Source organism: Streptomyces sp. sk2.1 (assembly GCF_008120935.1).
Lineage (GTDB): Bacteria > Actinomycetota > Actinomycetes > Streptomycetales > Streptomycetaceae > Streptomyces.
In genome coordinates, this window is record NZ_RDBO01000068.1 from 15,217 (window position 1) to 27,101 (window position 11,885).

Annotated in this window: 7 protein-coding genes and 1 pseudogene; 2 read left to right on the forward strand and 6 right to left on the reverse strand. The window is 73.7% G+C overall.

Annotated features, from left to right (window positions below; genetic code table 11):
• Window positions 1-213 precede the first annotated feature (213 nt).
• The gene (locus tag EAO76_RS24215) at window positions 214-3,591 is read left to right on the forward strand and encodes a protein kinase domain-containing protein (RefSeq protein WP_148838056.1); all 3,378 of its coding nucleotides are present in this window, start codon (window positions 214-216) and stop codon (window positions 3,589-3,591) included.
• Between the two features lie 84 nt (window positions 3,592-3,675).
• On the opposite strand, the gene EAO76_RS24220 is transcribed toward EAO76_RS24215, so the two are convergent.
• The 5 genes and pseudogenes from EAO76_RS24220 to EAO76_RS47710 form a co-directional block, all read right to left on the reverse strand.
• Complete coding sequence (locus EAO76_RS24220) at window positions 3,676-4,212, reverse strand: hypothetical protein (protein ID WP_148838057.1); 537 nt, start codon at window positions 4,210-4,212, stop codon at window positions 3,676-3,678.
• 13 nt (window positions 4,213-4,225) lie between these two features.
• Window positions 4,226-6,139 (reverse strand): hypothetical protein, encoded by a 1,914-nt coding sequence (locus tag EAO76_RS24225; RefSeq protein ID WP_148838058.1) that lies wholly within the window; start codon window positions 6,137-6,139, stop codon window positions 4,226-4,228.
• Between the two features lie 1,034 nt (window positions 6,140-7,173).
• Window positions 7,174-8,334 carry an MFS transporter gene (locus tag EAO76_RS24230; RefSeq protein ID WP_187438775.1) on the reverse strand — a complete coding sequence of 387 codons (1,161 nt, stop codon included), beginning with the start codon at window positions 8,332-8,334 and terminating at the stop codon, window positions 7,174-7,176.
• A gap of 153 nt (window positions 8,335-8,487) precedes the next feature.
• The gene (locus EAO76_RS44785) at window positions 8,488-8,640 is read right to left on the reverse strand and encodes a hypothetical protein (protein ID WP_187438776.1); all 153 of its coding nucleotides are present in this window, start codon (window positions 8,638-8,640) and stop codon (window positions 8,488-8,490) included.
• 207 nt (window positions 8,641-8,847) lie between these two features.
• Window positions 8,848-9,240, reverse strand: a pseudogene (locus EAO76_RS47710) (hypothetical protein); the annotation flags it as partial.
• Between the two features lie 109 nt (window positions 9,241-9,349).
• On the opposite strand from EAO76_RS47710, the gene EAO76_RS24240 reads away from it, so the two are divergent.
• Entirely contained in the window at window positions 9,350-11,149 is a 1,800-nt protein-coding gene (locus EAO76_RS24240; protein WP_148838059.1) for an MFS transporter, read from the forward strand.
• On the opposite strand, the gene pepE is transcribed toward EAO76_RS24240, so the two are convergent.
• Entirely contained in the window at window positions 11,112-11,840 is a 729-nt protein-coding gene (pepE, locus tag EAO76_RS24245; RefSeq protein WP_148838068.1) for a dipeptidase PepE, read from the reverse strand. The two genes, EAO76_RS24240 and pepE, sit on opposite strands and share 38 nt — an antisense overlap.
• Window positions 11,841-11,885 lie beyond the last annotated feature (45 nt).

Consider the following 11,885-nt stretch of genomic DNA (forward strand, 5'->3'; position numbering starts at 1 on the left):
TCGTCGGGCCCGGTGACCGCCTGTCGGGGCCGGCGGTCGCCCGCCGGGGCCGGGTGACCGTTGCACCCGGCCCGGGCCCGCCACGGGCGGCGTCGGTGCGCCGCAGATCTGAGTACGCTCGCCCCGTGCGGGCGGCGCGTCGGTGCGGACACCGCGGAAGCCCGACCGGCCCGGACGCGGGCCGGAACACGGCTGCGAGGGGGGAGCGGGGCAGTGTGGCGGATCGGTGAGGTCGTCGACGGCCGGTACGAGGTGACCCGGGTACTGGGCCGGGGAGCCATGGGCGTGGTGCACCACGTACGGCACCTGGGCTGGGGCACCGACCTGGCGGTCAAGAGCCCGCGGGGCGAACTGGTCCGCGACCCGCACGGCCGGGACCGCTTCGTCGCCGAGGCCGAGGCATGGGTGTCACTGGGACTGCATCCGCATGTGTGCGGCTGCTACTACGTCCGCACGCTCGACGGAGCGCCCCGGGTGTTCGCCGAGTACGTCCGCGACGGAAGCCTGCGGGACCGGATCACCCGGGGCACCCTGTACGAGGGGGACCGGGACCAGGTCCTCGCGCGCATCCTCGGCCTCGCCGTCCAGGCGGCCCACGGCCTGGAACACGCGCACGCCCAGGGGCTCGTGCACCAGGACGTCAAGCCCGCGAACATCCTCGTCGACGCCGGCGTCGCCAAGGTCGCCGACTTCGGCCTCGCCCGTGCGCGGGGCGCACTGCCGCCCCTTCCGGGAGGAACGGGGGACGACGCGAGCGTACTGGTCACCAACGGGGGCCTCACCCCCGCCTACGCTTCCCCGGAACAGGCCCTGGGGAAGCGGGTGGGGCGGCGCAGCGACATCTACAGCCTGGCCGTTTCCGTCCTGGAGATGTTCACCGGCGAGATCGTCTGGGCGTTCGGATCGGTCGCCGGGCAGACCCTTGAGGAGCTGCGGGGGTCGGACGGGTTCGCCTTCCCGCTCCCGGACCGGGTCGCCTCCGTCCTCGCCCGATGCCTGGCGGTGGACCCGCGGGACCGGCCCGGTTCCATGGCCGAACTCGCCGCCGAACTGGGCGGGGCGGCCGAGCACCTCACGGGCGGGGCCGCGCCGCGGACCCCGCCCCGAGCGGTCGACCTGCGCGCGGGCGAACTCAACAACCGCGCGCTGTCCCTGCTCGACCTCGGCCGGCCGGAGGAAGCGGCCGAGACCTTCGAACGGGCGGCGGCGACCGATCCGCACCACGCCGCCAGCCGGTACAACGCCGGACTGCTGAGCTGGCGGCGCGGGGAGATCACCGACCGCGGGCTCGTCACCACCCTGGAAGAGGCCAGGGCCTCGGCGGACGGCGAATCCCCCCTCGCGTTCCTGCTGGCCCAGGTGCACCTGGAACGCGGGGATCTGGAGGCGGCACGGGCCCTGCTGGAGAACCTGGCGCGGCACCCGGAGGCCCCCGACGCCGCCGAGGTCGAGGCGGCCCTGAACACCGTCCGCTCGGGAGACGTACCGGACGCCCGCTGCACCGCCGTACGGGAGGCTGCCTGGCAGACCTTCCCCTTCTCCCGGATGAGGGACGAACGGCAGCGCCTGGCCAAGGAGATCCGGATGCGGATGGCCCCGGACGGAAAGACCCTGCTCACCGGAGGCTGGGACGGCACGCTCCGGCTCTGGGACACCGGGGACGGCCGGAGCCTGAGCGTCATGCGGGGACACCCGGGCGCCGTACGCTCCCTCGACCTCGGCCGGGACGGACGTCTCGCGCTCTCCCTGGACTGGAACGGTGTGCTGCGCTGGTGGGACCCCGGCGACGGCAGCTGTCTGCACGAACTCTCCCTCACCGCTTCGGACCGCGGCCCGGCCCGGTACCCGGTGGTGCGGCTGGTCCCGGGGAGCAGCACCGTGCTGTGCGGAACGTCCGACGGCCGGGTGGTCCGCCTCCACCGGGACGGCCGGACCGTTCCCGTCACCCCCTCCGCCGACCCCGCGGGCTCCGGCGTCTCCGCCCACTCCGCCGACGAGCCGGTCCTGGCGCTGGAGGTGAGTGCCGACGGCCGCAGAGCCCTGGCGGGCGGGACGCACGGCAGCCTCTGGCGGGTGGACCTCACCGACGGCTCCACCCGCCTGCTCCCGGACACCGGGGGCGGATTCGTCCACGCGGTGTGCCTGAGCGCGGACGGACGCCGTGCGCTGAGCGGCCACGGACGCTCCATCCGGCTGTGGGACATGGACTCCGGGCGCTGCCTGCGCACCATCGACGGCCCCTTCCACGGTGCCCACTCACTCACCCTGAGCGCCGACGGCCGCCACGCGCTGTCCGGCCGGTCCGGCGCGCTGCAATGGTGGGACCTCGACACCGGGCGCTGTCTGCGCACCTTCCACGGGCACCGCGGAGAGGTGAGCGCGGTGTGGCTCTCGCCGGACGCCGGGCACGCGCTCTCCGCCGCCCAGGACAACACACTGCGCCAGTGGTCGCTGCCGGGCACCTACATCGCCCCGCCCCATCTCGACCGCCCCCGCCCGCCGGCCGATCTCAACCGGTCCCGGGAACACGTCGCCGACCTGGTCGTGCGCGCGGAACGGGCCCTGGAGCGAGGCCGGTTGCCGCAGGCGCTGGAATGCCTCACCCGGGCCCGCTCCGTCCGGGGCCACGAGCGCGACCCGAAGGTGCTCGACGCCTGGCACCGGCTCGACGGCCGCGCCACCCGCGTGGGTCTGCGCGCCGGGTGGCAGGCGCGTGAACTCACCGGTCACACCGCGTCCGTGAACTGGATCGACCTCACGGACGACGGGCGGCTCGCCGCGTCCGCGAGCGCCGACCGCACGATTCGCCTGTGGCGGACCGGGGACGGCGAGTGCCTCTCGGTCCTCGAAGGACACGACCACCTGGTCGATCACGTCGCCTTCAGCCCCGACGGCGGGCGCCTGCTGTCCCTGGGCCGGGACCGCAGGGCCCGCCTGTGGGACGTCGCCACCGGTACGTGCCTGCGCGTGCTCGACTCCTCGGCCTTCGGCACGGCGGCGCGCTTCTGCGGCGACGGCAGCCGGGCCCTCATCGCCGGCCAGGGACGCGTGCTGCGCCTGTGGGATCTGGACGAGGACCGGCCGCTGCGCGGCTTCGACGGCTTCGAACTCTCGCTCAACGCGGTCTGGACGACGCCCGACGGTCGCCTCGCCGCCACCGGGGGCGACGACAGGACCGTACGGCTGTGGGACCTGGACAGCGGGCGGTGCGTGCGCACCATGACCGGGCACGCGCACCATGTGATGTCCGTGTGGCTCAGCCCCGACGGCCGGTACGTGCTGTCCGGCGGAACCCATCGCGAGAGCGCGATCCGGTTGTGGGACGCCTCGTCCGGCAGCTGCCTGCAGACCTTCGAGGGGTACACGCACTTCGGAGCCCGCCTCACCGCCGACGCCCGCTTCGCCGTATGGAGTTCCGCCGGTGCCGTGCAGGTGGCCGACACCCGCACGGGACGCGTCGTCCACCGTATCGACGGCCGCAGCCGGGGACTCTTCACGGCCGTACCGACCCCCGACGGCCGCCATGTGCTCACCGGGGACATGGAGGGGCTCGTCCGGATGTGGGAGCTCGACTGGGAACTGACCGTGTGACCCGCGCCCGGCCTGCCCCGGCCCGCCCCGGACCGGTTCCCGGGACGAGCCGGACGGACCGCACCGGCCCGCCCCGGGCGCGGGTCAGCCGGTGGTCGTGGAGCGGGGTGTCCGTGGGCCGCCCCGTTCGCGCCACTCGCGGAAGGGGACGGCCTCCGCGAGCGCGGACCGCACCGCCACCAGTCCGTCGGCGAAATCGGCGGCCAACTCGCTGAGCATGGAGAGGAGTTCGCCCTGCGGCAGGCGTTCGCATTCCGGGTCAGGTACCCACCGCGTGCGTGAGGCGCAGTGAATGGCCACGACCCCGCCTTCCGGGCGGAAGGTCAGCGTCCTCTCCAGACCCTGGGAGTAGAGGTCGACCTCCACTTCCCGGTGCGCCCGCACCCCCGCGAGCAGGTCCGGAAGCTGCTCCATGAACGCGGACAGGTCGTACGCCACGTCCACCGGCCACTCGGGGGTACCGAAACCACCCATCCGGAAGCTGCCGTCCCCGGCCTCGGCGAGGGCCTCGCACGCCTCCATGACCAGGGTCTCGTACTCTTCGTCCGGCTCCGGGGAGACCGGGTCGCCGACGGGGGCACCCCTGGGGGCGGGCGGACGGAACGATACCGAGAAACTCATGTCGCCAAGTCTCCTACTCCAGGTCGACGACCGGGTACGCCGTGCGGTAGAAGCCGCCCGGACTCGGGACGAGGGTCGCCGCCCGGGCGGGGGAGATGGTTCCGTCCGGCATGATCACCTGCCCGAGCCCGTCCGGGATGCGCACCGTACGGGGACCGGAACCGGGTACGTGGACACTGCGCAGGAACTGCGCGGCGGCCTCGTTGTCCAGCCACTGGCCCTGCTGGTTGCCGGTGCTGCGGGCGCGGTCGGTCAGCGCCTTCGTGTTCTTCGCGCCCGCGCCATGGGTCTTGAAGGTGTGCCCGAAGGTCTTCACGCTCCTGGAGGACCAGTTCACGCAGTCCTCGTCACCGACGGGCCGCGCCGTGAGCCGGGCCGGGCGGTCGCGACGGGGGAACACCGCGCTGTACCAGGCTTTCAGGACCCCGCCCCGGACCGACTGCCGGGGAACGCCGGAGGCACCGGGAACGCCGGGGAGGCGGTGGGTCACCCCCGAGGCGCTGCGGGACACGGGGCAGTCGGCCCCGTCGCGTTCCTGCCGCACCTTGTCGACCAGCTTCTTGACCTCGGTCGTCGCCAGGGCGCGGGCGGTGATCAGGGTGTCGGCGCGGTAGGGGATGCGGTACTGGACCGGACGGCCGCCGCTGGCCCGGGAACGGGCCCGTGCCTCGGCCTTCTTCCGCGCCTCGATCGAGGCGAAGGTGGGACCGGCGCCCGGGGCGGAGCAGGACAGGCTCCCGGAGACGCCGGTGCCGGTGACCGAGAAGGAGCGCTGCGGGCTGGTGCACCGGCCCGCGGAACTGCCGTCGATGCTGAAGGAGGCGGTCATCACCGCGGTGACCTTGCCGCCCAGGAGGCGGCTTTTGGCGTCGGTGGTGATCTGCCCGGCGAAGCTGTTCCTGGCCGTGCACCCGCCCGAACCGCACTTCACCGTTCCCGAACCACTGAGGGACAGGGAAATGCCGCTGTCGGTGGCGCCGTTCAGTTCCCTGGCCTGCTTCTCCAGGGTGTCGAACATCGGGTCGACGGCATCCCCGGTGACCGGCGCCAGGTCCAGCCCCTCGGAATCGCTGCCGTCGAGCGGACCTTCCGTCACCTCGGGGGTTTCCGAGGGGTTCTCGTCCCCGGAGGACTCCTGGACCTGGGGCTGGACCTGGGCCCGCGCCTGGGGCCGGACCACGGTGGTCGCCGATCGGGCCGAGACCGCCCGGGCCCGGTCGCCGGAGGACCCGGACGAGGGGGAGGAACCGTAGGGTTCCAGGCGCAGCACCCGATGGGGTTTCTTGTCGGTGACGAGCAGACGGCCCATCGAGGTGTCCGCCACGAGCGCGGGCGCGCCGTTCACCGTGGGAGGTTCGGTGGGTTCGTCGGGGGCGGGCGTGTTCTCCAACCTGTCCAGGGACTTGGAGAGCTGGATCGCCAACAGGGCCGGGGACGGCCTGCGTTCCACGAGCTCACGTGCCTCGTCGTCGCTCTCCCGCGCGGCCGTCCACGTGCCGGAGGCCCGCGCGTCCGACCCCGTTCCGGAGGCCGGGTCCTTCTGCCGGGTGAAGGTCCTGCCGCCGATGTCCAGGATCTCGCGGGCGAGTTCGGTGTCGTCCGACCCCGTGGAGCCGAAGCGGCTGCCGGAGGCGGTGACCGTGACGTCCCGCTTCGTCGGGCCGGTGGAGGAGTCCTGGTACCGCAGGCCGGGGGAGCCGGCCAGCGCGGCCACGGCCTGCCGGAACGGCTTCAGGTCCTGTGCGGCCTCCGCTTTCTCCGGGCCGAGGACGCCGTTCCAGAACAGCAGCCCGGCCAGCAGCGCCACGACCAGCGCACCGATGCCGCCGAACAGCAGGAAGCGCCCGCGCCGTTGGGCGAGCGGCCCTTGCCCACCCGGCCCGTCCGGCGGCGCCGGGGGCTGAAAACCGTATGGGTGGCCGGGCACGGGACCGTGGGGGAAGTTCGGCGGCGGTACGGGCGGCGGACCCTGCGGGGCGTACGGCCCCTGCGAGGAGTACGGGTCCTGCGGCGGGTACGGGCCCTGCGGGGGCGGTCCGAAAGCGCCGGGTGGCGTGGCGTACGGGGAGTGCTGGGGCGGTACGACCGGCGGGGCCGGGGGCGGTGGCCCGAAAACGCCCGGTGGCGTGCCATGGGGAGAATCCTGCGTCGGACGGCCCGCCGGGGGCCCGGGTGCGTCTTCGTGCTCCGTCATGTTCGTTCCCCCGTATGTGGGCTGCGGACTGTGGGCCGGGCCGCCGCCCGCGGGCGTGGCATCCGGGCGTCCGGCCGGTCGTGGACCCCGGGGCCGGAACAGGCGCCGGAGGCGGCAGGACTTCGATCGTCAGGGGAACAGTGTGGAGGTGACGTGACATCAGACGCTGCCGGTTTCCGGATATTCGACCGGAAGTGAGCTGGTGGCAAGGCCGTGTTCGCGCCCCTGCCGGACACGCCCTTCGACTGCGCGGTTCGGCGGGTCCCGGCGGACGTATCGGGGCCGGCGGAGACGGCGCTCGCGGTATCGTGCGGGGGCTCTGGCTCTGGCTCTGGCTCTGGCTCGGGCCCGGCAAGGAGGCTCGCATCTCTTCGACGCGGAACCGGCCGCCCCCGACCTCTCGGCACCCTGTCCCCGATGCGGAGCGACGGACCTCCGCCGCCGGTACCGGGTGGAAGGGCCGCAGGACGAGGTGCTCGACGGGGGCCGCGCCGTCGCCCACGGTCGGCGGACCGGGTGGTGCGCCTGATGCCACCTCTGCCACGAGGACGGCGACACGTTCGTGCCGGACTGCTGGCCGTTTCCGTACGACGTGCCCGAGGCAGCCGAGATGAAGTCCGCCCCGCGCCACATCGAGGCCGCCCGCCGGGCGGAGCCCGAAGCCGACACCGAAGGGCACGCGATGCTCGGACCGAGAAGATCTGGTCCCGTGGTCATCGGCCGATGACCACGGAGTCGGCTCACAACCGCCATGACCGCTCACCACCTCAAGATCTGATACGGGAAAGCCCTCGGGCCGAAGCCCGGCTCCGGCGGCCGGGCCCCGGCAGGAGTCGCCCGCCCAGCAGCAGCACCGCGCAGGCCCCGGTCGCCAGCAGCCCGCCGACGAGGAAGGTGCCGCGTACGTCGGCGAGCGGCAGGACCAGCCCCCCGAGCGCGGCGCCCGCCGCGATGCCGGCGTTGTAGGCGCCGGAGTTCGCCGCGAGCGCGATGTCGGTGCGGCCCGGTGCGCAACGCAGCATCTCGTTCTGGGTGGCCATGAACACCGGCCCGAGCGCACCGCCCATCAGAGCCAGGAACACCACCGCCGCCACCGGACGGGAGCCGGCGGCGTACAGGCCGAGCATGCCCACCACCTGCGTGGCCACGGCGGTGGTCAGCGCGGCCCGCGGGAAGCGGTCCAGCACCGTCCCGGTGATGCCCACCCCGATCAGACACGCGACGCCGAAGACCATGAGCAGGGCGCTGATCGCGCTCGGGGAGAACCCGCTCACATCGCCCAGGAACTTCACGATGTAGGTGAACCCCGCGAACGCCCCGGCGGCGGACAGGGTTCCCGCCGCCAGCACGATCCCGAACCGGCGGGCGTCGGGACTCGTCGCGTAGGCGGCGGACTCCTCCTCCGGGCGCGAGGTCGGCAGCAGAGCGGCGACCGTCACGAGGGAGACGAGCCCCAGGGCCGCCGGTATGCCGACGGGCACTTCCCAGCGGCTCTGCTGGCCCAGCCAGGTGCCGACGGGAACACCGAGCACGAGGGCGAGCGAACCGGCGACCGACAGCGCCCCGACCACACGTCCGCGGACCGAGGGCAGGAACAGCCCCACCGCGACCGGCCCCATCACGGCCCAGAACAACGCCTGGGCGAGTGCGGTCAGCAGCCGTGCCGCGAGGAGCAGCCAGTAGGAGGTGGCCAGCGCCGCGACGAGACTGGACACCACCAGCGCGGCCAGCACCCCCGCGAGCACATGGCGCCTGGGCACGGCCCGCATGGCGTGGGCGAGCGGCAGGGACGCGACGGCCACCGTCACGCCGTACCCGGTGACCAGGAGACCGACCGCCGACGTGGACACCTCCAGGCTTTCGGCGATGAGCTCCAGGAGACCGACCGGGAGATTCTCCGCGGTGTTGAAGGTGAACGCGGCGAGCATCAGCGCCGCGAGCACCGCGAACCTGTGCCAGGGAGCCGGTCGGGGCGCGCCCCCGCGGTCTCGCCCTGCTCCGGACCGTCGGGCCTGCTCCGTGTCACCGTCCATGCGAGCACCCCACTGGGCCCGCACGTCCCGCCGCAACCGAATTTGCCGTCATGCAAGGATGTTCGAATGAATCGAGTCGGTGTGCGGACGGGTGCGGTCGGTCCCGGCGGCGAGCACGGCGAGCACGGCGAGCACGACGGCGCGCAGGTCGTCCGGCGCGCGGCCGAGGCGTTCGTCGGCGAGTTCGTAGCGGGTGCGCACCGCCCTTGACCTTCGAGCCGGGGCGAGGGTTTACCGTCGGTGCTGTGAGCACCGTGCGGATCTCCCGGCTCGCCGAACGCTCCGGCGTTCCGGCCACCACGCCGCGGTTCCACGAAAGCACCGGGCTCTTCGGCCCGGCCGCCTGACCCGACCCCGCCCGAACGAGCCGATCGGCCGGCCGAACTGTTCGCGCGCCTTCACGTGTTCGACGGTACGTTCCAGCGCGCTCGCCGCCGATCCCACCGCCTCCGCGGCGAGCAGTGCGGCGGCCGGTCCGCCCACCCCGGCCAGTGCGCCGATGACGTCCCGCGCATCGCGCCACCGGAGCCACCGGGACCACCGGGACCACCGGGACCACCGCGCACACCACCACACCGAAACCGCCGCACGCGCCCGCGCATCGCGCCACCGGAACCGCCGCACACGCCCGCGCGTCACCGCCCCGCGACCGCCGCGCGCCTCGCACCGTGCGCGCCCCGCCCGGGTCAAGTGCCCCTCCGCCCGGGGCCGGTGCGCCATCGCGCCCCGTTCGTTCCGCGTTTCCCGGAATACCTTGGACGACCGGAAGGTTTCACTCTGCACGCACTTGGCGGGCGGCATCGCCCGCCGTCGGGCCCGCGCACTCCGTCGAACCCGCACACCTCGCCGGGCCCGCACGCTCCGCCGGACCCTTCACCGCACTCGACCATGCCGCCCGGAGGCCGCACGCATGCCACAGACGTCGAACGAACAGCACGCCGGGGAACCCGCCGAACCGTCCGCACCCCGGGCGGGCGGCGTCGTCCCCGTACTCGCCTTCGCGGGTATCACCGTCGCGGTGATGCAGACCCTGCTCGTCCCCGTCATCAAGGACCTGCCCGCCCTGCTGCGCACCGACCCGTCCGACGCCACCTGGGTGCTGACCTCGACACTGCTCGCGGGGGCCGTCGCCACCCCGATCATGGGCCGCCTCGGCGACCTCCACGGCAAGCGCCGGATGCTGCTCGCCAGCCTCGCCGTGATGGTGGTCGGCTCCCTCATATGCGCCTTCACCGACGACCTCGTCGTCATGATCGCGGGACGCGCCCTCCAGGGCTTCGCGATGGGCGCCATCCCGCTGGGCATCGGCATCATGCGCGACGAGCTGCCGCGCGAGAAGCTCGGCTCGGCGATGGCGCTGATGAGTTCCTCGATCGGGGTGGGCGGCGGGCTCGCGCTGCCCGCCGCCGCGCTGGTCGCCCAGCACTTCGACTGGCACACCCTGTTCTTCGGCTCGGCCGCGCTCGGCGTGCTGTCGATGGCGCTCACCGCCCTGATGGTGCCGGAGCCCACGCTGCGCGCCCCCGGCCGGTTCGACCTGGTCGGCGCGCTCGGGCTGTCGCTCGGCCTGGTCTGCCTGCTGCTGCCCATCACCAAGGGCGGCGACTGGGGCTGGACCTCGGGCGCCACGCTCGGGCTGTTCGCCGCCGCCCTGGTGGTCCTCCTCCTGTGGGGCCTGTTCGAACTGCGCAGCCCCACCCCGCTGGTCGACCTGCGGACCTCCGCCCGGCGCGAGGTGCTGCTCACCAACCTCGCCTCGGTCATGGTCGGGGTCGCCTTCTACGCCGTCTCGCTGATCCTGCCGCAGCTGCTCCAGCTGCCCACGTCGACGGGGTACGGCCTGGGTCATTCGATGGTGGTCGCCGGACTGTGCGTGGCGCCGCTCGGCCTGACGATGATGTTCGTCGCCCCGCTGTACGCCCGACTGTCGGCCCGCCGGGGCCCCAAGGTGTCGCTGATGCTCGGCCTGCTGGTCATCGCGGTCGGCTACGGCGCGGGGCTCGGCCTGATGGGCGCCGCCTGGCAGACCGTGCTGATCGCGGTGACGATCGGGGCCGGCATCGGACTCGCGTACTCCTCGCTGCCCGCGCTGATCATCGGTGCCGTCGACCCGTCCGAGACGGGCGCGGCCAACGGTCTGAACACCCTGATGCGCTCGATCGGCACCTCGGTGTCGAGCGCCGTGATCGGCATGGTGCTGGCCGACACCGCGCTGCCGACGGCCGACGGACCGCTGCCCTCGATGGAGGGGTTCCGCATCTCGTTCCTGATCGCGATGGGCGCGGTGGTGATCGGGCTGGTGCTGGCCTCGTTCCTGCCCGCGCGGCGCGAGGCGATGCGCCCGGCGCTGCTGGCGAGCAGCGAGGACGACGTCGAGGAGCCGGCCCCCGCCCCCACCGCGTCCCGCACCGTGGCCGGTTCGGGCGGTTTCCGCGGCCGGGTGGTGGGCACGGACGGGGTGCCGGTGGCCCGTGCCAACGTCACGCTGATCGACCACCGGGGCCGGCAGGCCGGGCTCGCCGTGGCGGACGAGCACGGCCGCTACGTCCTGCCCGCCCCGGCCGGCGGGAACTTCGTGCTGGCCGGTTCGGCCACCGGGTACGCGCCGCGCGCCTGCCCGGCGACGTACCCGGGTGACGGCCTGCCGGTCGACACCGATCTGGTGCTGGGCGTCAACGCGCCGGGGCGTCGAACCGCGGTGTCGTCGTGAGCAGATGAGAGACGTCCGTCCCGGCCGCGAGCTCCCGCGGCGGTGCGCCGCGGGTGAACAGCCGGGCGGGACGGGCGCCCTGCACCCGGGCCAGCTCCCCCTCGACCCGCAGCCACGAGCCCTCGCGCAGCCCGAGCACCGGCACGTCGTTCTCCTCCAGGAACTCGGTGAGCCGCTCCTCACGGGTCTCGCCCTTGTGGGTGCTGGCCGGGTCCGGGTCCAGGTAGTGCGGGTTGATCTGGAACGGGACGAGGCCGAGCGTCTCGAAGGACGGCGGCTGCACGATGGGCATGTCGTTGGTGGTGCGCAGGGTGGGCGCCGCCATGTTCGTACCGGCGCTGGCCCCCATGTACGGCAGCCCGTCCCGCACCGCCTCGGCCACGGCCTCCCGCAGACCGGTCCGGTACAGGGCGCTCAGCAGCCGGAAGGAGTTGCCGCCGCCGATGAACACGGCGTCGGAAGCGGCGAGTTCGGCGATCGGGTCGGGGTTCTCGTGGACGCCGCGGACGGTGATCCCGGCCGGTTCGAGGGCGCCGCGGACGCGCGCGGTGTACGTGTCGTGGTCGGCGAGCGCGTAGGGGACGAAGGCCAGCCGGGCGCCTTCGGGCAGGAACGCGGTGACGGTGTCGAGGGCGTGTTCCAGGTAACCGCGTCCGTACTGGGTGGAGTTGGAGAGCAGCAGCAGATTCATCGGGTTCCTCTCGGGTCGTTTCCGGGTCGTCAGGTGGTGCGGGGG

What these genes read in the sequence shown, in the direction of transcription:
- pepE (WP_148838068.1), bottom strand. Translation starts at nt 11,840, where the DNA reads ATGAATCTGCTGCTGCTCTCCAACTCCACCCAGTACGGACGCGGTTAC.
- EAO76_RS24240 (WP_148838059.1), top strand. Translation starts at nt 9,350, where the DNA reads ATGCCACAGACGTCGAACGAACAGCACGCCGGGGAACCCGCCGAACCG.
- EAO76_RS24220 (WP_148838057.1), bottom strand. Translation starts at nt 4,212, where the DNA reads ATGAGTTTCTCGGTATCGTTCCGTCCGCCCGCCCCCAGGGGTGCCCCC.
- EAO76_RS24230 (WP_187438775.1), bottom strand. Translation starts at nt 8,334, where the DNA reads ATGCTCGCCGCGTTCACCTTCAACACCGCGGAGAATCTCCCGGTCGGT.